19 protein-coding genes are annotated in these 24,021 nt (G+C 57.8%); 6 read left to right on the top strand and 13 right to left on the bottom strand.

Features of this window, described 5'->3' with window-relative positions:
* Window positions 1–77: 77 nt before the first annotated feature.
* From FPZ52_RS12805 to FPZ52_RS12795, 3 genes are all read left to right on the top strand, one after another.
* On the top strand, window positions 78–2,069 hold the full coding sequence (locus tag FPZ52_RS12805) for a hybrid sensor histidine kinase/response regulator (RefSeq protein WP_146365992.1): 1,992 nt from the start codon (window positions 78–80) through the stop codon (window positions 2,067–2,069).
* Between the two features lie 200 nt (window positions 2,070–2,269).
* A complete protein-coding gene (locus tag FPZ52_RS12800) occupies window positions 2,270–2,905 on the top strand; it encodes a response regulator transcription factor (protein WP_146365991.1) in 636 nt (211 codons plus the stop codon).
* A gap of 215 nt (window positions 2,906–3,120) precedes the next feature.
* Window positions 3,121–4,284, top strand: a complete 1,164-nt coding sequence (locus tag FPZ52_RS12795; RefSeq protein WP_338052819.1) for a glycosyltransferase — start codon at window positions 3,121–3,123, stop codon at window positions 4,282–4,284.
* On the opposite strand, the gene FPZ52_RS12790 is transcribed toward FPZ52_RS12795, so the two are convergent.
* The 11 genes from FPZ52_RS12790 to FPZ52_RS12740 form a co-directional block, all read right to left on the bottom strand.
* Window positions 4,281–5,573, bottom strand: coding sequence for a BamA/TamA family outer membrane protein (locus tag FPZ52_RS12790; RefSeq protein ID WP_240804443.1), 1,293 nt, complete (start codon window positions 5,571–5,573; stop codon window positions 4,281–4,283). The genes FPZ52_RS12795 and FPZ52_RS12790 overlap by 4 nt on opposite strands.
* Before the next feature lie 155 nt (window positions 5,574–5,728).
* Complete coding sequence (locus tag FPZ52_RS12785) at window positions 5,729–6,901, bottom strand: beta-barrel domain-containing protein (RefSeq protein ID WP_146365989.1); 1,173 nt, start codon at window positions 6,899–6,901, stop codon at window positions 5,729–5,731.
* 1 nt (window position 6,902) lies between these two features.
* Window positions 6,903–9,038, bottom strand: coding sequence for a type I secretion system permease/ATPase (locus tag FPZ52_RS12780; RefSeq protein WP_146365988.1), 2,136 nt, complete (start codon window positions 9,036–9,038; stop codon window positions 6,903–6,905).
* 37 nt (window positions 9,039–9,075) lie between these two features.
* The gene (locus FPZ52_RS12775) at window positions 9,076–10,320 is read right to left on the bottom strand and encodes a TolC family protein (protein ID WP_168201352.1); all 1,245 of its coding nucleotides are present in this window, start codon (window positions 10,318–10,320) and stop codon (window positions 9,076–9,078) included.
* Window positions 10,321–10,352: 32 nt separating this feature from the next.
* Complete coding sequence (locus FPZ52_RS12770) at window positions 10,353–11,132, bottom strand: hypothetical protein (RefSeq protein ID WP_146365986.1); 780 nt, start codon at window positions 11,130–11,132, stop codon at window positions 10,353–10,355.
* A 359-nt stretch (window positions 11,133–11,491) separates the two neighbouring features.
* Window positions 11,492–13,558, bottom strand: coding sequence for a hypothetical protein (locus FPZ52_RS12765; protein ID WP_146365985.1), 2,067 nt, complete (start codon window positions 13,556–13,558; stop codon window positions 11,492–11,494).
* A 353-nt stretch (window positions 13,559–13,911) separates the two neighbouring features.
* Window positions 13,912–15,516, bottom strand: a complete 1,605-nt coding sequence (locus FPZ52_RS12760) for a GMC family oxidoreductase (protein ID WP_146365984.1) — start codon at window positions 15,514–15,516, stop codon at window positions 13,912–13,914.
* Between the two features lie 28 nt (window positions 15,517–15,544).
* Window positions 15,545–16,870 (bottom strand): TRAP transporter large permease, encoded by a 1,326-nt coding sequence (locus FPZ52_RS12755; protein ID WP_146365983.1) that lies wholly within the window; start codon window positions 16,868–16,870, stop codon window positions 15,545–15,547.
* Complete coding sequence (locus FPZ52_RS12750) at window positions 16,870–17,463, bottom strand: TRAP transporter small permease subunit (RefSeq protein ID WP_146365982.1); 594 nt, start codon at window positions 17,461–17,463, stop codon at window positions 16,870–16,872. The genes FPZ52_RS12755 and FPZ52_RS12750 overlap by 1 nt, the downstream gene beginning before the upstream one ends.
* A gap of 72 nt (window positions 17,464–17,535) precedes the next feature.
* On the bottom strand, window positions 17,536–18,561 hold the full coding sequence (locus tag FPZ52_RS12745) for a TRAP transporter substrate-binding protein (RefSeq protein WP_146365981.1): 1,026 nt from the start codon (window positions 18,559–18,561) through the stop codon (window positions 17,536–17,538).
* Window positions 18,562–18,663: 102 nt separating this feature from the next.
* Complete coding sequence (locus tag FPZ52_RS12740) at window positions 18,664–19,701, bottom strand: C-terminal binding protein (protein WP_146365980.1); 1,038 nt, start codon at window positions 19,699–19,701, stop codon at window positions 18,664–18,666.
* A 167-nt stretch (window positions 19,702–19,868) separates the two neighbouring features.
* Here FPZ52_RS12740 and FPZ52_RS12735 point away from each other — a divergent pair, with 167 nt between their 5' ends.
* Window positions 19,869–20,570: a GntR family transcriptional regulator gene (locus FPZ52_RS12735; protein ID WP_146365979.1), complete on the top strand. Its 702-nt coding sequence runs from the start codon at window positions 19,869–19,871 to the stop codon at window positions 20,568–20,570.
* A 61-nt stretch (window positions 20,571–20,631) separates the two neighbouring features.
* Entirely contained in the window at window positions 20,632–21,474 is an 843-nt protein-coding gene (locus FPZ52_RS12730; RefSeq protein ID WP_146365978.1) for a fumarylacetoacetate hydrolase family protein, read from the top strand.
* 91 nt (window positions 21,475–21,565) lie between these two features.
* On the opposite strand, the gene FPZ52_RS19270 is transcribed toward FPZ52_RS12730, so the two are convergent.
* Both FPZ52_RS19270 and FPZ52_RS12720 read right to left on the bottom strand, forming a co-directional pair.
* Window positions 21,566–21,856, bottom strand: a complete 291-nt coding sequence (locus FPZ52_RS19270; protein WP_240804441.1) for a hypothetical protein — start codon at window positions 21,854–21,856, stop codon at window positions 21,566–21,568.
* A gap of 64 nt (window positions 21,857–21,920) precedes the next feature.
* On the bottom strand, window positions 21,921–22,727 hold the full coding sequence (locus FPZ52_RS12720) for a helix-turn-helix transcriptional regulator (protein WP_146365977.1): 807 nt from the start codon (window positions 22,725–22,727) through the stop codon (window positions 21,921–21,923).
* A 131-nt stretch (window positions 22,728–22,858) separates the two neighbouring features.
* Between FPZ52_RS12720 and FPZ52_RS12715 the strand changes: the two genes are divergently transcribed.
* Window positions 22,859–24,007: an ABC transporter ATP-binding protein gene (locus FPZ52_RS12715; RefSeq protein ID WP_146365976.1), complete on the top strand. Its 1,149-nt coding sequence runs from the start codon at window positions 22,859–22,861 to the stop codon at window positions 24,005–24,007.
* Window positions 24,008–24,021 lie beyond the last annotated feature (14 nt).

The raw sequence follows: 24,021 nt of genomic DNA, 5'->3' as shown, positions 1-24,021 counted from the left end.
AATGGTCTCTTGTTGCGCATGAGTAGCGCGGCGATAGTCGCCGGGCAGGATTGATTTTGAGAGGACGGAAAATTCTGATGGCGGCAGGCTCGCAGGAAGAGATTCGGGACACGACTGTCACCGGTGTGGCACAAATGCGAGCATCCACCCGCCCGGTGCTGCAGGCGATCGCCAAATTGATAGCAACCGACCGCCGCCCATCTGTTCTGGCAACAACATCAGGCGAAGTTCTCTTGGCAAATTCTTCGGCGAATCGAATAGGATTTGGCCAAGATTCACTGGTCGAGAAGCTCGACTGGGTCAGTGTTCGGGATCGCGCCAAACGCGCAGGCGTGGCGCAAGTTTCGACCGTCGTGGGAAGTTTGAAACTCGAGGGTGAGCTTGTACAGCTTTCTCTCGGGCCCGTTGATGGCTTTCTTCTACGTCTGTCCGAGAGCGAAAGTGAAGTGAGCTGGCTCCGCAATCGCGCGCGGTCAGCGACGTTGTTGCGTGTGGCGCATGACCTGCGTACGCCGATTCAGTCCCTTGTTGCGGTGGCGGAATCGGCCCTTGGCGAAAACCAAAAGGATGTACAACGCGCTGATGTTCAGCGGACCAAATTGCGCAGAGCGGCGGATCTGGCGCTGGATCATATCAGCAACGTCTTGTCCGTCATTCGAGGCGAACAGGGGGTTTCAGGGCTGCTTCCTGACGAAGATTTTTCAATCGTCGAAGAACTTCGCAGCCTGCTGGCAATGGTTGAACCCATTGCGGAAAGCCGGGGAACGAAGCTGGTCTTGACCCTGGAGGCACCCGAATATCTGCGACTTCATGGCCCGCTGCGTTTTGTCCGCGCACTGTACCAGAACATGCTGGACAATGCGGTCAAGTACGGTGGTTCCCATGTTGATGTGACACTGCGATGCGAACCCTTGCCGGCAGATGCATTTGAGGAGGAACTGACCGACGAGCGCTGGAACGTGTATCTGGAGGTTGCCGATAGAGGCGGTGGACTACCGAAGGAACAACGAGCGCGATTGGAGCAACTGGCGGGGCAACCCCGCCAAGTGGCTCCGGCGGACAGTCAGGCCCCTGATGGCACGCGTCCGTCTGCCGGTCTGAACGTTTTGGCCCACGCGTTGCGTCAGCTCGGCGGTGAATTGGAAATCCTTGACCGCGATGGCGTCATGGGATCGCAACCAGGAGACACCACCGACCGGGAACGTGGAACAGTGCTGCGCGTTCAGTTCAGCTTGCCCGCTGCGTCAGCGGCGGGCATTGAGGCCGAACCGCAGGCCATCCTTTCGGAAACCCAACCATTGAAGAACCGCTATGTCCTGCTGGTTGAAGATAGTCCGGCCAGTCGGGAGTGGCTGTCTCGGATTCTCGTGACGGCTGGCGCGCAGGTCAAGGCGGCGGCGAGCGGTCCTGAAGCATTGAAGCTGCTGGACGACTCCTGGCAGGACATAGAAGTCGTTCTCACGGATGTCACCTTGCCGCAGATGAGCGGTATCGATCTTGCACGCCGCATTCGTGACGGTGAGCCCCCACTGCGTGGGCCTTGGCGTGGCAGCGTGGTGGGCCTGACCGCACATGTCGATGACCGCATTCGCAGTGCGTGCAGAGAGGCGGGAATGCTGCGGGTTCTCGAAAAGCCAATACGTCCAGCGCAACTTTGCAAGGCGCTGTCCGAAGTTTTGACCACGCCGGAAACGGTACCTGCGAAAGGGAAAGCGAACGGGAAGGGACGCGTGGCCGGGGATCCAACGGCACCAATCGATCAGGAAACGGTTTCCGACTTGATCGATCAGTTCGGTACCGAAGGCGCGATAGGTTTTATGGAGCGTGCGCGCCGCGAGGCACTGTCGGTTCTTGAGGAAATCGAGCGTGATGGTGTTGGTCCGGACACGGGGCGCCAGCTTCACGCGGCAACGGGCGCAAGCGGGCTAACAGGTCTTGCTCTGATCGAGTGTCGCTTGCGCGCGGTAGAACTGGTTGTCGAGGGGGGTGGTCATGATCTCGCGCCGCTCTTGGAGGCATTGAAAACCGCCCTGTCGCAGACTGCCGAGGCGATCGACGCCCTGCGGTAGAAACCTCGCGCAAAACCACCGATTCCGCCGGTCCGACTTGTTCGCCGCAGGCCAGATGTATAATTGCTGGTTGGAGGTCGTCGCAGTTTTTGCCTAAGATCAAGCCTTGAGCAGTTTGGTAGTGGCCACGGAAAATGCGTTATCTTTCAGATGTTTCCCGGTCTGACGCTTATGATGATCACTTGCAGAGAGCCGATTCGATGAACAAACAAGAGACACAAATCTACCGGGTTCTGATTGCAGACGACCATGCGATGATCTTGGAAATGTTCGAGCACTACCTAGGAAATATCCAGGATGTCTCGATTGACACTGCGCCAGACCTTGACGCTGCAATATCCAAGATTGACGCCGAGGAAGGCTTCGATCTCGTGCTGGTTGATTTGAACATGCCCGGAATGAATGGGCTATCCGGATTGGGTAAGGCGATCGAGCACAACAACGGCAAACCTGTCGGAATCCTGACGAGCAATCCGGCACCTCATATCGTGACGGAGATCCTTGCCTTGGGCGGTGCGGGCGTCGTGTTGAAAACTGCGGCATTGAAGAATCTCGCCAACGAAATACGGTTCATGGCATCTGGCGGACGCTATATTCCAGTCGAACTGATAGAGCGGCAGCAAAAGATGCGCGAGAGAACCGATACGCCTCTCTCGGAACGAGAGATGACGGTTCTGGCGCTGCTGGCCGAGGGAAAATCCAACCGCGAGATCGGGGCGAGCCTGTCATTGGCAGAGCCGACAGTGAAAATGCACGTCAAGTCGATCTGCACGAAGCTCGAAGCCAACAACCGTACACAGGCAGTCGTTGTCGCCCGCAATCAGAACATCATCTGACAATCAGACCAGTCGATCAATTTATTAAATACGAAAGTATAGTTAACATACTAAAGTATTTACATCGGCGAAATGGTCGCTACTGTTGCTTTGTGCAATAGCGTTCTGTGAAACAAGGAGACGTCCATCGAATGTCCAAGCCAGTGATTGTCTTCGCAGGCGCCGTTTATCCGGGACAATTTGGAAGGCTCTGCGAATTCTTGCGGGCGACTGGCATGGCGGAAAGTTACTTTCTGACAACGCCCGGGCATCGGGATCGTAACAAGGACAAGGGGGATCATATCCTGAGTTTTGTGCCCGATGGCAAGATTATCGGCGATCAAAGCTACTACTACTCGGCCAAGGTTGAACGCTCGGCACGGATCGGGCGCGGGCTTCGCAACGCAGTCAAGGAACTTGAAAAGAAACGCCCTATCGACGTCATCGTGGCCCATTCCCTGTGGGGCGCACCCCACTTCCTGTATGACGAGATCGACGCCGCGATAGTAAGCTATATCGAGTTCCCGAGTTACCGGTGCCACGGATGGGACCCGAAATACCCGCCTGATGACGCGCAGCGCATGGCCGACAAGAATACCGAAATGCTCAATTTTCACCAGGCGCTTCGCAGCGATCTCGTGATTTGCCCCAGCCATCATGCGAAGCAGATGTTTCCCCAGGCACTGCAGTCGAATATCGAGGTGCAACTCGAAGGCTTCGATATCAAACCCGTGGATGAACGTGCCATCAAAGACGACGCTACTGCGCCCTTTACCATTGGGTTCGCGGCGCGAGATCTGTCCAGTTCCAAGGGATTTGAAACCTTCGTGCGACTCGTGGACCGGCTTGTGCGGCTGGGGGTCGACGCGCGGTTCGTGGCACTTGGTGGTTCTGGCGTTACCACCTACGGCTATGAAGAACAGTGGGTGCAGCGCAAATATGGTGGCGATGTCGAAAACTTTCGCGATCACCTGATGCGGGAATATCCGATCGTTGCGGACCGGATCGAGTTTCCAGGACCTCTGCCTTACGACGCGTTCGCAGAAAAAGTCATGGATACGGATCTGTTTCTGTATCCCCTGCAGTACGGGGTGGCCAACTGGGGCCTTGTCGAAATTCTGGGGCGCGGGGGCTGTGTCATCGCGCCGGACAGGGGCTACGCGTCGGAACTGCTAATTGATGACATCAACGGTCGGCTTCTGCCGGATGATGACGATATCTGGATCGAAGAAATTCTTGCTCTCCAGAAAGACCCTGCCCGGCGCTATCGCTACGGTCGCGCGGCGCAAGCCTTGGCGGCTCAGTTCAGCCTGCCAGCCGTTGCGCCACGCTACATGCGACTGTTCAGACAGGCGATGGACAAGCGCCGACGCCGACAGACCGCATCGCGACCAACCTAGAAGGTTGCGCTTATACTAAGACCGAACAACTGGGCATTGTCGTCTGCTTCCTTCTCGACGGGATGGGCGAGGTAAAGCGACACGGGCGTGTTCGCGACGTCGAACGTGGCCGAGACCCCGACGGTGCTGCGCCTGTGCCAGTCATCGTCAATCTGTCCGTTCAGTGTGTCGTCAAGACCCCAGACGCCGCCAGTCTCAACGAAGATTCCCCCACGAAGCGAATGGCCCAGCAGGTCGCCCAGGTCGCGCTGCAGTTCAAGCGACCCAACGAGGAACCTGTTGCCTCCGAGAACGTCATCGTCATCGCGAGGTCCGATCCCGCGCGGCGCGAAACCACGGAAGGTGTTCGCCCCCGGGAAATACCTATCAATGGCGCGGGTGGCATTGTCATCCAACCCCTGTACATATCCGCCGTTCAGTCCAAGCAGCACCCGCATGTCAGGTGACAACGGCATTCGATAGACAAGCTCGGCCCGTGTGTCTGATAGCGGATCATCCGTGCCGATGTTCCAGAAGTATTGGTCCAGCCGCAGCGACACTCCGGGCTGAATCTCCGGCTCATCTTGCTGTTCTCCGAGCAGGGATACATAGTCCAGGGCCAGCCTCAGATAGGGGGCGTCGACCGAAGCTTCTTCTGTCAGCAACAACTCACTGGCTCCGTCTTCGACGTCTTCCATGCGGTGATCCCGGTAGCCCGCCCCAACCTCTGCCCGGACCCGGTCGGACGGGGTCCATGCAAGGAAGATGTCGCCGCGAAGGCTGTCCTCCTTGTATCGCAAATCGTCGTAATCGGTCCGATAGCCTTCCAGATCAATGCCAGCGTCAAGTGCCGGCCCCAAAGCGTCGGCACGATAGAGCGCAGCGCTGTAGCGGTGGGTTTCGCGACCCAAATCAAGATGGAGAGCGCCGAATGTGTCTGGGAACAGGTTGTAACGTTCAAAGGAGAAACTCAGCACAGCCCCGTCCTGGGTGTCGTAGGAAAGCGCACCCTCGACCCGGCCCGGACGCATCTCGATCTCTTCGACTTCGATTATGAGCGAGCCGTTTTCTTCGTACAACTGAACAGCTTCAAAGACCCCGGTTGACATCAGGCAGTCTTCGATGGCCCGGAGCTCGAATTCAAGATAATCGATGCCGGCCGCGGTGCCACAGGTCATGCGGATATCTTGCTCCGGCACGAACTCGGACCCGCGCACTTCCACGCTGTCGTAGATCCTGGCGTCTGCGGATGAAGCGATAGCTGCTCCGAAAGCGACGCTTACCGTCAAAAACAGGGCAGCGAGGCGCATGGGTTTCCTTGACGAAATCGACAAAAGTCTCTGTTTCCTCAGTATTTCAATAACTTACAGGGTTCTCGTGCGGCGGTGTATCTTTTGCCGTCTATGGCAGGGCGCGAAGATGTCACGTCTGTGGACGATGTCAGGCATCAGATGCTGCCCGCCTATCATCGTAACCGGGCGCGCAAGAGCGGTCTGGTCAGGTAACTCAGCACCGATCTCTTTCCGCTTTCAATGTCCACCTGCGCGACCATGCCCGGCCGTATGGAGTATTCTTCGCCGAAGCGTTCCAGATAGTTTCGGTCCGTCCGCACCATGACCCGGTAAAAATCCTGTGGCCCTCTGGATGTTTCTTCTTCGACAGTGTCCTCTGATATCTGGGTGACGGTTCCGCGCAGATCCCCATAGGTCGAGAAATCATAGGCCGTGATCTTGACGCTGGCGGGCATTCCCGGGGCGATGAAGGCAACATCGCGCGGAAGGATTTTCGTTTCGATCATCAGTTGGTCGTCAATCGGCGTAATTTCCATGATTTGCTCGCCGGGCTGAACGACTCCGCCAAGCGTGGTGATATCTATGTTGTTGACCCTGCCGGTTACGGGGGAACGGACCTCCGTGCGTTCGAATTCATCGCGCTTCTGGATCAGATCCTGCTGAAGGGTCGTCAGCTTTGCGCGCCGGGCAGCCAGATCCTTGTAGGCGTCCTGGACATAGGCGTTACGGGTTTCGCTGATCTTTCCCTCGAGTTCGGCCTTCTTCTGCTCAAGCTGCAAAAGGTCGATCCTGCTTACAGATCCTCCCGCTGCAAGCGGGCTGGTGATGTCGATCTGTTGCTGGATCGCATTGTGCTCTGCCTTCAACGCACCGATTGAGGATTCCAGCTTGGTACGACGCGCAGTAAAGAGCCGCAGCTCGGTTTGCTGGGTTTCGCTGGGGTTGGGGCCGTAATCCAGTTCAGGATGCTCCAGCACCTCGGCTTCGAGACGCTCGACCTCGGCTGTCAGCGAATCTATCTCGGACTGGGTGGCCATGAATGCTGATTGCGACTGGGTCGGGTCAAGCTTGGCAAGGGCCTGGCCAGCCTCCACGATGTCGCCTTCCTGAACCAGAAGCTCGGCAAGAATCCCGCCTTCGAGGCTCTGGATCGTTTGCATTCTTCGCAAGGGCACCACGCGCCCATCGCCGCGGGTGATTTCGTCAATCTGGGCAATAGCGGCCCAAACCACGGCAATAACCACCGTCAGCCCGGTCACCCGGATGGTCAGGCGGGCAGTGCGCAGCGCCTGACGGCGATAGCTGCCGTCGATGTGACTGGTGGTCAATAGGTCGCTGCTGGACATGTCAGGTTACGGCCTGGACCGTGTGTTGTTGAGCCGTTTGCGCCCGTGCGGCGTTAAGAATCTGCAGAAGGTCACCGTCACGCGCAACACGACCATCCTTCAGCACCACGGCACGCTCCGCAAGGTTGAGAAGCTCGCGTTTGTGCGTCGATATGACCGTCGTTCTTCCGTCAAGCCATGTCTTCAAATGCTTGATGACCTTGGCTTCGGTGATGTGGTCGAAGGCCGATGTTGGTTCATCCAGCAGGACGATGCGCGGGTCCTGAAGAAGGATTCGAGCGAGCCCGATGGCCTGTCTTTGTCCGCCTGAGACATTGCCGTTGCCGTGGATCTGCAAGTCCAGCCCACGCACGTGCCGGCGGACATATGCGCCAAGGCCAACGGCGTCGAGAGCCTCGAGAAGTTCGTCGTCTGACGCGAGTCCATGGTCGAGCAGCAGGTTATCACGCAATGTTCCATGAAACAGCGCGACGCTTTGCGGCAGGTAGCCGACCTGGCGTCGGCGGTCGATGGGATCGATCTGCCCAAGTGCAAGATCGTCCACCAGAACACTTCCCGATTGCGGATCGGTAAGACCGGCAAGCAGCCGAAGCAATGTTGACTTGCCCGCGCCGTTGCCGCCGAGCAAGGCGATCTTTTCACCCGCCTTGATCTGAAGATTCGAAATGGCCAACACAGGAGGAGCTTGCGGATCGTGTCGGAAGGAAACGTCTTCCAGCCGATAGGCGCCTGCCATGTCGGATGCTCGCACGAAATGCCGATCAGAAGGCCGTTCAACCGGCAGTTTCATGATGCCGTCCAGCCCTTCCATGGCGGCGCGTACATGCTGCCAGCGTGCAAGGAGCCCGGCGACTTGGCCCATCGGCGACATGGTCCGGCTCGACAAGAGCGTACAGGCAATCAAGCTTCCGACGGTCAGCTGTCCGGCACTGATCAGATAGACGCCTGTGATGATGACGCCAGCATATGCTAGTTTCTGCACGGTGGTGACCGATTGGGTCATAAGCGTCGTCAGATTGCGCGTCTTTACCGCAGTCGTGGCCATCGCGGCAGATAGTTGGGCGTGGGCGCGTTGCAGTCGCCCTTCGGCGCGCGCTGCTTTGACTGTCTCCAGGTTGGATATGGTTTCGAGAAGCAGCCCGTTTAGGGCAGCCGCCTCTCGCGTGTTTTCCCGCGAGGCGCGCGCCAAACGCTTTTGCATGAGCAGTCCGGGCAGGATTGTCAGGAGCACGCCGGCCAAGGTGACGAAAGCGATGGGTCCACCGATCAACCAGATGACGCCAACGAAGATCAGGACAAAAGGCAGGTCGCAGATGGCCGTGATCGTGCCCGAGGTAAAAAATTCTCGCACAGTGCCGAAATCGCGCACCTGGTTGGCAAAAACGCCGGTACTGGCCGGTTGTTGGGCCAGCTTCATATTGGTGACCTTGTCAAAGAGCTGTGCTGACAATCGCAAGTCGAGATCACGTCCTGAAACATCAACAAGCGATGCGCGCATGATCCGAAGGAGCAGCTCCAGGAGAATGGCAATGCCAACGCCGCTTGCGAGAATCCACAGCGTGTCGAACGCTTTGTTCGGCACGACACGATCATAGACCTGCATGGAAAACAGCGCAGTCGCGACCGCCAATACGTTCGCGATGAATGACGCGAAAATCACGTCACGGTAAATCTGCCAATTGTCGAAGACCGGCCCGAGCAACCAGTGGCGCTTGTCCGGGTCAGGTGTGTCCAACCGATCGGTTACGATATCAAGCGGTTTGGAAATAAGAATGCGCCCGTCATGGTCTTGCTCGAGATCGGCAAGTGACCATATCGCCCGGCCACCACCTGCGTCAGGAAGCATGACCTGAGCCAAGTCACCGTTCAGCTGTTCCAGAATGACGGTGCGCCCGTTTTTCATGAAAAGCAGTGCGGGCAGGCTCTGTTCCGGGAAAGCCCGTAACGGCTCGCGACTGATACGGCAGCTCATGTTCAATCGCCGGAGCGCAAGAGGTGCAAGATCAGGTGTCATCTCGCTGCCGTTGTCGCGGGGCAACCCGTCCGTCAACCCGGCGCTGGATGCCGCAACACCATGGACACGGCAGAGCGCAATCAGGCCCAAGACGATCGGATCGGATATATCCTCTTGCTTCATGGTTTTCCCCTCCCCTCGGCGATCATGCGGGCGTGCATCACTGCGTGGCCCCCGCTGCAAGGATCAGGGTGCCCAGCACGCCCAGACCCTCGGCCGCCTCGTACTCTGTCCTCTTACGCGTATCGAATGTGTTAATCGCGTCGATCTGCGCATCATAGAGATCCCGCCCTGTTGTCAGCAGGTCGATCAGATCGCGTTGACCCGCCGCGAATTGCTGTTCGTAGCTGTCGAGAACCTGCTGCGCCTGTACCAGTTGTCGTTCGCGCGAGCTTTCGTTAGCGCGCAGAATCTGCAGGCGTTCCAGAGCGTTTTGACCTTCGTTGAGCAGGTCTTGTTCCACCGCGGCCATTGAAGACGTCGCTGCCTCCAGTTCCAATCGTGCCGCCTGAATCTGTCGTGCGCCCAAGCTGGCCGAGTCGAGATCCATCCCGGCGGCGATGCCGATCGCGGTTCTGCTGCGTCCGCCGTCCAGATCCTGTCGACCCTGAGCCTGAAGCGTAATCGTTGGCAGGCGCGACGCCTTGGCGGTCTTTATTCCCGCATTGGCGGCATCCTTCTCTGCACGCGCGGCGATGTAATCGGGTGCAAGCTTCACTGCGGATGCAAGTTTTCCGGCTTGTCCGTAGCGCGCACCGAAGTTTAGCTCCGGGGCCGCTGCGGGATTGCCCGGCGCGATGCCCGCGAGAAATTCGATCTGGGCCAGCGCTATGCGCAGATCGCCTTCGAGCTGTGACAGCTGGTCCTCGGCGCGGGCAGTTTCCAGGCGGGCCCGCGCGACCTCAGCGTTGTCCCCCAGCCCCCCTGCGGCCCGCCGCTCGGCATGACCCGTAACGCGCTGTGCAAAAGCGGTATAGTCGCGCGTACGTGCGATCTTGAGGCCCAGAACTTCGACTTCGATGAAAAGCTCTGACATTTGCAATGTCAGTTCTTCGACCGCCGATTTGAGGTCGGAAACGCTTTTTACACGTTCTTGCGAGGCCGCTTCGATTTTGCTCTGGATCATCCCCCAATCATAGAGCACTTGAGATACCGTCAAGGTTACATTGGCGCCGTCGACGTCGGTGGTGTTCGTGTCGCCCTGCAAGCTGAGGCTGGGATAGTACTCGTCGCGAGCGGCGCGGATATCCACGGTTCTGCGTGCCACTCTTTGTCTCATGGCAGTGACATTAGGGTCGCGTTCTGCCGAAATTCTTACGGCATCTCGCAAGGTGATATCCGCCTGCGCGGCGCCGGCAACTGCGAGGCCAACCAAGAACGCGATAGTGGTTGCATAGATCGTCATCTTGGTCCTTTTCGTTTGTGTTGCACGCCAAATCATGCGTCACCTTCAGTGACTGGCTCTGGAATGAACGACGGGCTGGTATCGTCCAGGAAGATCGCACCACCGCTGGCAACGGGCGCACCATCCACACTGTGGCCCGCCGCGGGATCAGGCAGGCTCTCGGATTCTACAGTATCGGTTGCCGTCACGCCCGAAAGCTGTGGTTCCAAGACGGCAGGGTTCTCGTTATCCACAGTCAGATCATCGATGTCCTGCGCGAGTGCTGCCGGATCGGAAGCGTCGGAACCATCGGCACGTTGACCATTGTCGACGTGTTCTTGGCTTGAGTTCCCTGAGTCCGTGTTGCTGGTCATGTCGAAATCAAAAAACGACGAACCTGCCGCCAAGCCGGCACCCGTCAGCAGCAAGGGGTTGGCCCAGCCATCATCACTGTTCTCTGCCGTTGTTGCGCCTTCGTCGAATGCCGCGACACTCAGGTCTTCGGAAGCGGGGCCATCGCGTCGGCTGACAATCGTCGCATCGGCGTCTATTGTTTCGTGTGATGTTTCGGAAAGCCGGACTTCGCCAGGTCGATCAGGTTCAGGAGCCATCAAACCCGTGATCTCAGGTTGATCGCCCTGTCCAAGGAGACGACTGAATTCACCCTGAGGGCCGATCACGAAAAAGTCCTGAACGTAGAACCTTTGCCCGTCTTCGAAAACGAGATCCAGGTCCGCACCTATTTTGTCGAACTGGCTTACGGCCGGTGCCCCACTTTCAAAGAACACATCAGCAGGCTGATCGAGCACAATCCGTGACTCCGAATGCCGCATGGCGGCTTCCGTGTTTCCAAAAGAGCGCGTGAACGCTACGCGGGACATAATATGCAGCGCCCCCTGACGACAATCTTCACCTGCACAACACGACACTCCAGGTCAGAGCGCGGGCTATGGTTACTTCGTACGACGCATCGCATTGTTTCTCATTGCGGAAATCCTCTCGCAAACGCGCGACGCATTGTTTCCAATCATGGAAAGTTATCAGCCCATGATCAACTACTTTTTCAATTTTGTGTGAGTAAACTGCGGAGGGGTTCGGCGGAATGGCTGCATGAAGCCGGAGTCTCGCCAACCCGAATGGTCCGATTTCCCAAACCAGTGTGAGACAGTGCTGCTACCTGATACCGTCAGGTTCAGCCGATTTCGTCATCACTGCTCACGGTTTCAATCGCATCGAGCAATGATGCGCCTGCATCGCCCACATCGCTGAACAACGTGTCGAGCGCGCTATCCAGTTCAGTTTCAGCAAACATGTCGGCGTCGTTACTATCGCTCAGAAGCGCGTTGAAGGCATTATCGCCGCCCAGAGCATCACCACCGCTGGTGTTGAGGATTGATGTCAACAGCTGGTCAACTTCGTGATCTGCCTCGGCCGTGAGCGTGCTTGCTGCATTTTCGAGAAGTCCTTGGTTGGCCAGCGTCCCGGTAAGAGCGTCAGTACCGAACAGCCCCGCGAAGAGATCGTCTTCCGGTGAGGCCGGGCTTGACGCATCGTCCTCTGAAACCGAGATGCCGAAAGGATCACCGTCTCCCAGCAAACCGCCGAGCACCGTATCGGGTTCGCTGCCAAGCAAGCTGTCTAGCAGCCCGTCATCCGCTGACCCGATGTCTTCATTCATTCCGCCCGCGTCAGATGTCGTGCTTGCGGTCGGGGTGGAGACATCAGTTGCGACGGAATCGGATGATGACAACAGGCCCAGCCCGCCCAAAAGCCCACCGCTCTCAGCAGCGCCGCTCAGCAGGCCGCTATCGTTGTCGAATAAGCCGGCAATAAGCCCGTCGCCGCCCAGGACATCGTTGAGAATACCGTCTTCACCGATTACGGGATCAAGGACCGCCGATATGCCGCCGCCGTCCAGAAGGCCGTCATCGCCGACAAGCCCGTCAACCAGCCCGTCGTTTCCGACTAGGTCATCAAGGATTCCGCCGTCGCCGGCAAGACCGTCCAAAACAGCAGTTCCGGCGTCACCGAGCAGGGCGTCTTCGCCAAGCACAGGGTCCAGAAGGCTGTAGGTGATCCCTTCGTCGCCTGCGACGCTTCCCAGAACACCATCGCCACCGGCAACGTTGGACAACAAGCCCTCATCCCCGAGAACCGGATCCAGAACAGCTTCGAGACCGCCACCGTTAAGAACACCCTCTGCCCCCAGAAGGCCGGACACGACGCCGTCGCCACCGATCAGGTTGTCAACGGCGCCGTTTTCTCCGATCAGCGGATCAAGAAGGACGTCGCTTCCGCTGCCCAAGATCCCGTCCGCGCCAAGAACGCTGTCGAGAACACTGTCCTCGCCGACGATATTGCCCAGAAGGCCGCTGTCCCCCAGGATGGTGTCCAGCGCACCGCCCGTTCCGAGAATTGGCTGCAACAGACCGTCGGTTCCGATATTCGCGACCAGCCCGTCTTCTCCGACCAGCCCCCCGACAACGCCATTGACCACGCCGTCTTCGCCAGTGAGACCGTCCAGAAGACCGCCATCGTCAACCACCGCACCCAGCAGGTCACCGCTTGGCTCAGGCAAGCTACCGGCTGTATCGGTTGGCAATGGATCGATACTGTCGGGCGTTAGATTGGCATGTTCTGAAAGCTGCGGTTCTGGAACGGCAGATACCGTGTTGCCGGAACGCGCGTCCAAATCCGACAGCGAAATGCCACCTATGGCGGCGCCGGTTGTGCCCATGGCCGCTGACGCGGTCGGAGCAGGCCCCTGATGTTCTGACGCGGCGATTTGTTCCACATCTGAATCGTGGCTTGGCGAAGCTGCCGGGTCGGGTGTGGAAGCGCCTATCGTGCCGGAGCGCGCCGTCCCTGCTGGCCCGAACACAATTGTTGTCGTCGAATCCGGATCGGATTGAGCATCATGCGCAGCAGACTGTGATTGCTGCGCCCCCGCTTCGGATTCCTCTTGCGAAGTGGTCGCACTTTGCACCTGCGGATCGAACTGTGTCTCGTCCGCCGGTTCCACGTTCGGCTGCATGAAGTCGTCCGGGACAGCAACGGATGCTGCCAGTGCCATCTGGCCTTCCAGCGTGGCACTTTGCATCAACAGGCCCATGCCGACAGCGCTGGTGGCGCCTACATTGCCGAATGACCCCGAAACCCGTCCAATGCGATTGCTATCTGAAAACACGGACGCGTTGTCCGAGGCAGCCAGTTCGTCGGAACGCAGTTCGGACGTCGGAGGGTTCTTTTTCGTTGTCATTCCAAGTCCTCCTACCTGAGACGCGTGGAACTCGGTTCCATCCAATGTCACTCGGTACTGCTGCATCGAGTCAACTAAAGTTAGTCCGACCATCAGATAACTACATACTTCAGTACATATAGTATATACCTTTGATGAATATGTGAAGGCTCTAACGGTACAACAAGGCCTGATACATCCGCCATCGTCGGCAGATTTTGACAATCTGCAGCCCGAGATCTCGGCAGACACGCACAGTTAACACGATTCAGTCCGGGCGATTCGACGCCACAGTTTCATACAGTGTCATAGTGTCGGCACGAAAGTTCCAGAGACCAGCCTGGACGGCTTGGACGCCGCCGCCTAGCAACTCGTCAGGAGAGCCGGGTTATCAGCGCAGCCGCTCGCTCGGCTATCATGATCACTGGCGATGCAGTATTACCCGACACAATGCGCGGCATGATCGACGCATCGACCACGCGTAGTCCATCCAGGCCTTTCACCTTCAGGTCCGGATCAACGATGGCTGCATCATCCGCGCCCATCCGACAGGTGCCGACAGGATGAAAGATTGTGGTGCCGATATCGCCAGCGGCGTGATGTAGATCTGCGTCTGAGGTTACGTCCACCCCCGGCAGCATTTCCTGGGGTGCGTAATGACTGAGCGCCGGCATGGTCATCAGGTGGCGGGCTTGTCGGATCGCGTCCACAGCCACCTGTCGATCCGCTTCCGCTGACAGATAATTGGGCCTGATTTCAGGCGATGCCCCGTCCACCAGGCTTGTCAGATGGCTTGATCCCCTGCTTTCAGGTCGCAGGTTGCAAACCGAAACAGTGACCGCTGGGAAACGGTGCAAAGGATCGCCCAACTTGTCAGTAGACAGGGGCTGCACATGATATTCCAGATCGGGTGTCTCGACCCGATCGCTGCTTTTTGTAAATATACCCAGTTGACTGGGTGCCATGGCCAGCGGACCGCTGCGCCTTATCAGGTACTGCAGTGCCATGGCCGATTTTGCGGTCCAGCTGTGCGAAAGTTGATTGAGCGTCCGGCCATGGGAAATCCGGAAAATCATCCGCAACTGTAGATGGTCTTGCAGATTCTCCCCGACCTCAGGCCGATGGGCGATGACATCTACACCGAGCGCCTTTAATCGCTTCGCATCGCCGATCCCGGATCGCTCCAGCAAGGCAGGCGAGTGGATGGCGCCTGCCGATAGAACAACTTCGCGCGTCGCCCTCGCGGTCACCGATCGTGTTCCATTCCTGAAAAGAACACCCGCTGCCCTCCCCTCTTCAATCAACACCCTCTCAACAAGAGCGCCGGTCACGATCCGCAAGTTCGACCGGGCCCGCGCAGGGCGAAGAAACGCCTTGGCCGTATTCCAACGCACCCCGTTTCGCTGGTTCACTTCGAAGAACCCTGAACCGAAATTTGTACCACGGTTGAAGTCATCCGTCTTTGGTACGCCCATTTCTTCCGCGGCGCGCCGGACATCTTCGAGAATGGGCCAGCGCAGACGTTGCTTCTGAACCTTCCACTCCCCGCCCGCTGCGTGCAGTTCTGTCGCCCCGGCGTGGTGATCTTCTGACTTGAGAAAGTAGGGCAGCACATCGTCCCAGCCCCAGCCGATATTCCCGAGCTGTTGCCAATGGTCGTAGTCTGCGGCTTGGCCGCGCATGTAGATCATACCGTTGATCGATGAACACCCACCCAGCACTCTACCCCTTGGATAGGCGAGTGATCGACCGTTCAGACCGGGCTCCGCTTCGGTCCGCATCATCCAGTCGGTGCTCGGGTTTCCCATGCAGTAAAGATAGCCGACCGGAACATGTATCCACGGATGATGGTCTTTCGGCCCGGCCTCCAGCAACAGCACGCGAATGCCGGGATCTGCGGACAGGCGATTGGCCAACACACAGCCTGCCGTTCCTCCCCCGACAATCACATAGTCATAAGTGCCGTCCAGTTCTCGCATTCCAATGTCCCTTTGGCGGTCGTGATGATTAGTGCAAAGCCAATCCCGGGAATGCCACCAGGAGCCCGACCGCCAGAACCTGAAGGCAGATAAAGGGAACCAGTGACCGGAATATCTCGCCCAGAGAAATATCCGGAGGGGTTACGCTTTTCAGATAGAACGCGGCGGGACCGAAGGGAGGTGTCAGAAACGACACTTGCATGTTCATCGCAAACAGAACACCGAACCAGACCGGATCCATGCCCAAGTCCCGGATGATCGGAACGAAGATCGGCATGGTCAGCAAGGCGATCCCCACCCAGTCGAGAAACATGCCCAGGATGAACAAGATCAACATCATGGTCAGGATGATGACCGTGGGGTTTTCTGACACCCCCGCGATCAGCGACGATATGAAATCAATCCCGCCCATCAGGTTGTAGACGCCCACCAACGCGCTGGCGCCAATGCCGATCCAGACGATCATGCCGACCGTGGCAAGCGTGTGCCGGGCCGCCTCCAGGAGCATTTTGAACGAAAACTCTCGCCTCAGGATCGTGGACAGTATAACGCCGGCAACCCCAACGGCGGATGCCTCGGTCACGGATGCAATGCCGCCGTATATGGAGCCCAGAACGAAAATGACGACAAGGATTGGCAGTACCAGCCCTTTTAACAGCCGTACCTGTTCCCCTGCGGGCATCCGCTCCGGCGACGGAGCGGGTGCGGCATTCGGATCGAGATACGACCGGAAAAGGACGTAGACGACGTAGAAACCCGCCAACATAAGCCCCGGCACAAAGGCCGCCGTGAACAGATCGCCAACCGAAACATTCGCCGTCAACCCGTAGATGATCAGGACGATCGACGGTGGTACCATCGTCCCCAACGATCCGCCCGCACACACCACGCCGATCGCCAACCTGCGATCATAACCCTGCCGCAACATCTGCGGTAGCGCCACAAGGCCAAGCAGTACGATCTCGCCCCCGATGATGCCGCTCATTGCGGCCAGGATAACCGCGACGAAAATTGTTTGAACCGCAACCCCTCCGCGGATGCGGCCGGCAATCAAGCGCATCGCATCGAACAAGTCCCGCGCAATACCTGACCGATCCAGGATCGCAGCCATCAGCACGAACATCGGCACGGAGACAAAAACAAATGACGATACGAAGGAATAGACACGGCTGGTGATCAACGGGACGGACATTGGTCCGAACCAGCCGATGGCGAATATAAGGGCGACCAACAATGTCACGAGCGCCAATGGCATACCTGTCAGCAGCAGGCAGACCAGCACGACGAACATGACAACCGTACCCCAGCCAATCCCGAGGGATTTGAGGTTCAGAACCGCGTCAAGGAATTCCATCAGCGGGCTCCTGATGCGTGGGAGGCGGGCCGCCGCAGGTAGTTGATCGCCAGGATCAGGAACTGAACGGACATGACCACCAAGACGCAAAAGAGGAAAACCTTGGTCAATCCGGGTGTTGGCGGGTTCCAGGCACTACCACTTGTTTCAAGATACAAATCGCCGTTCGGACGAAACAGGGACTTCTTGACCATTATCGTCGCGGCCCAGACAAAAAAGGCGCTGGAGATGAAACAGATCAGAGAGATCACGGCGTTCAACAGCCTTTTGTTCCGCCCGTGGATCAGATCGTAGACCAGCACGACACGGATATGACTGTTACGCGCCACGCAGAACAGACCGCCAAAAATGAAAGTAATCGAACTGAGGAACGTAGATGTCTCATGCGCCCATGCCGTTGGCGCATTGAAGCAGTACCGCATGACAACCTCCAAAACGAGCACACACATCGCCAGTACGATGCCGATGGCGAATACATTCGCCATGCGGCCGATCCATCGTCCGAGCAGACCGGCTTCCGGAAGGGTTCTTCTGGCCGTATCGAGTACGTCAGGGGGCTGCGGCACTGAGCCGTCGGGCAGTTCTTTGCTCATGATCTCACGCTGGGGATGTAGGTTGCGTATCTAGCAGCGGGCAACGTCGGATTGTTGCCCGCTGCGCTCACGCTAGTTCAGCAAACCTTGCTGGCTCAGATAGGTCGTCAATGTATCGTAGACCTTTTGCGCGTTGTCGGAACGCTGGGCGACAGCTTCCCATTGCTCCATCGCAATGGTCCTGAAACGTGCCCGTTCTTCTGCCGGCCAATCGTGAACAGTGATTTCCGGATTGGCCTTGGCAGCTGCAGCCGCTTCCATGTCCTTGGCTGCAAGCTGCGCAACCTCGTCTTCCGCAAAATCCCGCACCGAGACGGTCATGATGGCCTGCAGATCCTCTGGCAGGGCATTCCATTTGTCTAGGTTCATCGACACCTCGACAAGTGGCATCGAGTGAAAGCCGGGAAACACCGGGTGCGGCGCGACATCGTGTAGCCCCTGATCCTGATTGGTCGAGAAAACCGTCGAGTCGGCCGCGTCGATCACACCCTTATCAAGTGCCGTGAACACTTCGGCGTAGGGCAGGTTCACGGGTGCGGCGCCTGCGGCCGCGAAAACTTCCTGAACCAATCCTTCAGGCGCCCGAACCTTCAAGCCTTTCAGGTCATCGACACCCTCGAGAGGTTTTTTCGAAACGAACCCTTCCAGACCGGTCGTTGTCGCGCCGACAAAATGGAGATTATAGGGTTCTTCCAGTTCGTTCATCAACTCATAACCGCCACCGTAGCGCATGAAGCGAAACATTTCGCTGGGGTCGGACCATGCGCCGATCGGGTTCGCGATAAGGCCGAATGCCGGATCCTTGCCAGCAAAATAGCTGACATCGGTAATATGACCGTCAAGGATACCCGCACCTACGGCATCTTGCGTTTCATTGTACTCAACAACCGCTCCCACAGGCAGAAGCTCGATCGCGATGCGTCCGCCGCTCATCACATTCACAAGTTCGGTCCATTCCTGTTGAATGGCAAAGTTCGGATTCCCCGCCGGATCGACGGACTGGAATGTAAAGGAAAAGTCTTGTCCATACGCTGCCGCCGATGAAAGCAGCGTGGCGATGCTGGCCGCTTTGAGAGCGGTCGTAAGTTTCTGTGCCATGTTATTCCTCCCTTGGATACTCAAATGGCTGATGTGTGGGACTTCGCGTCGTCGGAGCCAGGGGTCACCACTCCTCCATCTGCTCGGCGCCCAGATGACCGTTCATGCCGCCTCGATTTCCGATCTTTCCGTCGGATTATTGACCAGATTGCGCAGGCGGCCCTCGCGCAGGTAAATCAGCGCGGTTTCAACGGCTAAGCGCCGCGCGTCTTCCACACTTTCCGGACTGGACCAGGCCGCATGCGGTGACAGTAAAAGCCGTTCTCCTGCGAGTGAACTTTCCGGATCGCCATATTCGACCGCGATTGCGTCTGTCGGCTCCGGCGGCTCCGAAGGCAAGACGTCCAGCGCCGCCCCGGCAATTTCGCGGCGTCGCAGTGCCGAGAGAAGAGCGGGGACATCCACGATCGCACCGCGGGCTGTGTTGATCAGCAAGGCATCTGGGCGCATCATTTTCAGCGCGGCATCATTGATCATGTTCCTGGTTTCGCTGGTCAGCGGGCAATGCAAACTGACCACATCACTCGCGGCCAGAAGTTCATCCAGACTTTCAACCCGTCCAACACCGACCGCAATCTCCGCCCCCCGCGAGACATGGGGATCGAAACAAATCACGTTCATTCCGAATGCTTTGGCCCGCAAAGCCGTCGCCGCGCCGATCCGCCCTAAACCGACGATACCAAGTGTTTTGCCGCGCAGGCGCCCCGTCAAAGGCGCCAACCTGAAATTGAACCCATCCCCTGGCGCACGTTGCAGGTGCCCGTGATAGCTGGTCAGGCCGCGCTTGAAATTCAGCATCATGGCGATGGCGTGATCCGCGACCTCGCTGGTGCCGTAATCTGGTGTGTTGCACACGGGGATGCCTCGGTCGGCGGCAGCCTCCAGATCGATATGATCGAAGCCAACGCCGGCCCGAACAATGATTTTGCAGCGATCAAGGCGGGCAATCGTCTGAGCATCCAGCGGCATTTCATGCCAGACAACAAGCGCATCGCAGTTCTTCCAAACGTCCTTGGATATCTTGGCCGCGTCACGTTCCCTGAAGATGCTCCACTTTGCCTGTGATCCCGCGACCGCCCTTTCGACCGTGGCATCATCCGCATACTGGGCATCGGGGGTCAGGATATGAAAACTCGCCATGGGATCTCCGATTGTTCAAACTGCAAGAACTAGAATTCTAGACTTCACAATTTCTGTCAACCCATGTAATGCTTCGTTTCAGAAGTTTGTTGGATTTCGTAGTCGACACGGGTTGCGCAAGAACATGAACAGACGTCACTGGACACAGGGCAGTCGGGAGGACAACCATGTCACTTAGCTCAGTCGCCTTTGAAAGAATCCACCACGCCATCCTGTCTGGTGCGCTTGATTTGGGTGAGCGCCTTTCCGAAGTTCCGATTGCCGACGCATTGGGCATGAGCAAGGCACCTGTTCGCATGGCATTCGCGGAGCTGCGGGACATGGGACTTGTCACGATCGTTCCGCAAGCCGGCACTTACGTATTTGCCCCCAGCACTGCGGACGTCTTTGAAATGAGTTCGTTCCGCGCTGTCCTTGAGACGTCGGCAGTCGACCTGGCAATGGCCCGTGACCCGCATGAGGTCGTCACCGGCCTGGATTCCGCCCTCTTCCAAATGCGGGCGGCCCTTCATGCCGGTCATTATGAGAAGTACGGACAAGCTGACAGGGAATTCCATCAGACCTTTCTCAAAAGCTCCGGGAATTCATACCTGATCAGGGCCAACATGCTTACCTCGTCGGCGATCGAAGCGTTGCGCGTGCGGCTTCAAAGCGGCGAAGGCAATTTTCGCGAACAATCTTTCGACGAGCACAACCAGATCCGTGACTTGTTGGCCTCAGGCGACATCGCTGCAGCCAAAGAGGCACTGACCAATCATATCATGGTCATCAACAGCTACATGAAAGAACTTCCTGCCCCGGCAACCGTGCGGTCTCGTTCCAACACACGTTCGCCTAGTGAATACCGTGACATATTTTCAAGAAACTGAGCCATCACCCGGGCCAGGCCTGCGCGATTGATGGCGGCTGGACTATCTAGAGGAGAGCTACATGAAACTGCTGAGATTTGGGGATGCCGGTGCGGAGCGTCCCGGCTTTCTGGACAATGACGGGAATATCCGCGATCTGTCCGGCGTGGTGGACGATATCACGGGGGAAACGATTTCTCCGGACGGGATCGGCCGGCTGAGCGGGCTGGACATCGACACGCTGCCCATCGTGGACGGCACTCCGCGTCTCGGTCCTTGCGTGTCCGGAACGGGCAAGTTCATCTGCATCGGGCTGAACTATTCCGACCACGCCGCCGAAACGGGCGCCGAAGTTCCGGCCGAGCCGATCATCTTCATGAAGGCCACCTCTGCCATCTGCGGCCCCGATGACGATGTGCGTATCCCGCGCGGGTCCGAGAAGACCGACTGGGAAGTCGAGCTGGGCGTCGTGATCGGCAAGACGGCGAAATACGTGTCCGAGGAAGACGCGCTGGATTACGTGGCGGGCTATTGCACGATTAATGACGTGTCCGAACGCGCTTTCCAGATCGAGCATCACGGTCAGTGGACGAAGGGGAAATCGGCGGACACCTTCGGCCCGACCGGCCCGTGGCTGGTGACCAGGGACGAGATCGCCGATCCGCAGAACCTTGCCATGTGGTTGACCGTGAATGGCGAGAAGATGCAGGACGGCAATTCCAACACGATGGTGTATGGCGTTGCGCATCTGGTCAGCTATCTGAGCCGCTTCATGTCCCTGCAGCCGGGTGACATCATCTCGACGGGCACGCCCCCGGGCGTCGGCATGGGCCTGAACCCGCAGCGTTTCCTGAAGAAGGGTGACGTGATCGAGCTGGGCATCGAGGGCCTGGGATCGCAGAAGCAAACCTGCGTCGACGACTAAAACCTGCGCCCTGTGCTCAGCGTGAGCGCTTCCTTCCGCCGGTTTCACAGGAGGCGTTCAGTGATCCACAACCCGATCAGCGATTGCCGCGTTACGCCCAAGGCGGAAAATCCGCGCTCACGCCTTTTGGCTGATCGATCCGGCGGCACGCCTGGGCCAAGTCGATTGCGCCGCTCGTGTCTTCTCCAGCGATGAGATTCGTATCGAAATCACTGGCCTCATGGTAGCGGATCCACTCGTTCCGGGTGCAACGGAATGAAATGATTCGCACGGCATCAACGTCGCGCAGGTTCAAGCTGAAACGGGCGTAGAGCCACGCCGCGCCAAAAATGATCTGATGCGGAACCCGGTGACGTTTGTTGCCGAACCAGCCAACGACCATCCGATCCCGGTATACCAAAACCAACCGACCCGAAAGGAAGCCAGGTCTATATGACATTGCCCGGTCAAGCGGTCGCATCCGCCAGGGCAGAAATGAAGCGTGAGAACAGCTCACCCTGTGACCCGATATGCAACTTCGCGTAGATGTTGCGGCGATGTATCCGAACGGTTCCTGATGAGATGCCCAGGGCTCTGGCAGTGGCTTCCGATGAATGGCCTTTCAGCACAAACTCGACAATTTCGGCCTCCCGAGCGGTGAGAAGGTTTCGGCCGACGCTCTGGAACGCATGCTCGATGAGTTGTGGAAGGCGTTCGCCGGGGGTCTCGCCTGAATCCGAAAACTGCCCGATCAGCCCCCGCCAATGTTGTCGCGTCGCCGCGGCAACGAATGGCATCAGCACCTCCAGATCCCGAAATTCTTTGGCGGAAAACACCCGCGTTTCACGCATGGCTGAAATTACAACGCTGACTTCATCACCAATGTCGACGATAAAGCCTATTTCTTCGGCAAGCCCAGTCTGAACGTAGTAGTTTCTAAAATATTCCGCCTGGTAGAAGCGATCTGGAGCAAGATCCCGAAGCCGGACCAAGCGGGTCGTCGTTGGTGCTTGAGAATGCAGATAGAAGGGATCCAGAAGATATGGCCCTTCCTGGTAGTCATCAACCATCACCTTACGCTTGGAAGCTGAAAAATCATCATAAAGATCAATCGGTTCATTGTCTTTGTGATAGGCGAAGATCACCGTGAACTCATAAGGAACCACACTGCGTATTGCGGTCGAAAGCGCTTGCGGAAAACCCGGCGTACCCAGTTCTTCAACTGCCTTCGCACTGGTCGTAACCCAGTCTGAATATTGTTGTCTTAGCGCCATCTATGCCTTTTAGGGTATATACAGGTTTCGTAGTTTTTTTTACCAGTTTACCGAACAAAGGCATAGACCCTCTATGCGGCAGTTCAGGAAGGCATAGATCAAAAGTGCTATATGAAGCCCGGGACAAGCGAATGACGACCACACACTCTCGCCTAGTCGACAAGAGCGGCACGTTGCGCCCAGGCGACACGGTTGCTGAATTCGTTGATACCACAAAGCGCTTCGGAAAGGTGGTGGCTGCGGACCGATTGAATCTCAGCATCAAGCGCGGTGAATTCCTGTCCTTTCTCGGCCCGTCCGGCTGCGGCAAGACCACAGCGCTCCGGATGCTTGCCGGTTTCGAAAGTCCGACCGAAGGGCAGATCCTCATCGACGGCATGGAGGTCGGGAACCTTCCGGCCTATCGCCGCCCGGTGAACATGGTGTTCCAGCACTATGCCCTGTTCCCGCACATGACGGTCGCACAGAATATCGGCTATGGCCTTCGTCAGCGGCGCCCCCGATTGTCGCGATCAGAGATATCAGAAAAGGTTTCGCGCGTGCTCGCGACCGTGCGCCTTGACGGCTACGAGGACCGGCGCATCTGGCAGATGTCGGGCGGACAGCAGCAGCGCGTGGCACTGGCCCGGGCGATCGTGAACGAACCGAAGCTTCTGCTTCTGGACGAACCCATGGCGGCGCTGGACGCCAAGCTGCGCGGCGAGATGCAGATGGAACTGCTGGACCTGCAGCGCAGCCTCGGCATCACGTTCGTATTGGTGACGCATGACCAGGAAGAGGCGCTGTCGATGTCAGACCGTATCTGCATCATGGGCGCGGGCCAGATTGCGCAGATCGGAACGCCACAAGAGTTGTACGATTTTCCCGAAAGCCGTTACGTCGCGAGCTTCGTAGGCAAGGCGAACATACTGCCGGCCTCGCTCATCTCGTCATCGGACGGGCTGGCGAGGGTTGCATTGGCCGAAGGGACTGAAGTGCTGGCCCGGGTTCGGGGCCTACCTGCCAAGGATGCTGTTGAAGTTGTCATCAGGCCGGAATCCCTCTCGATTGCGACGAAGGGAAGCCCATTGCCCGAGGACGGGACCGCCCTGCCCGCACGCATCACCCATCGGACATTCCTGGGCGATCACGCCGAATACGTTCTGGACGCGGGCCCGGTCGGAAATCTTCAGGTCAAAATGTCCCGACAGACATCAGGGCTGCCGATTAACTTCAATGTCGGTGAGGATGTGGACGTATCATGGAGAGCCAGCGAAGCGCTGGTGCTCGCTGAAGACTGATAGAACAAGAAATA

Origin of the sequence: Qingshengfaniella alkalisoli (assembly GCF_007855645.1) — a bacterium.
In the GTDB taxonomy this organism is placed as follows: Bacteria; Pseudomonadota; Alphaproteobacteria; order Rhodobacterales; family Rhodobacteraceae; genus Qingshengfaniella; species Qingshengfaniella alkalisoli.
The sequence above is the reverse complement of the archived record's forward strand: the minus strand, read 5'-3'. Positions and strand labels throughout refer to the sequence as shown.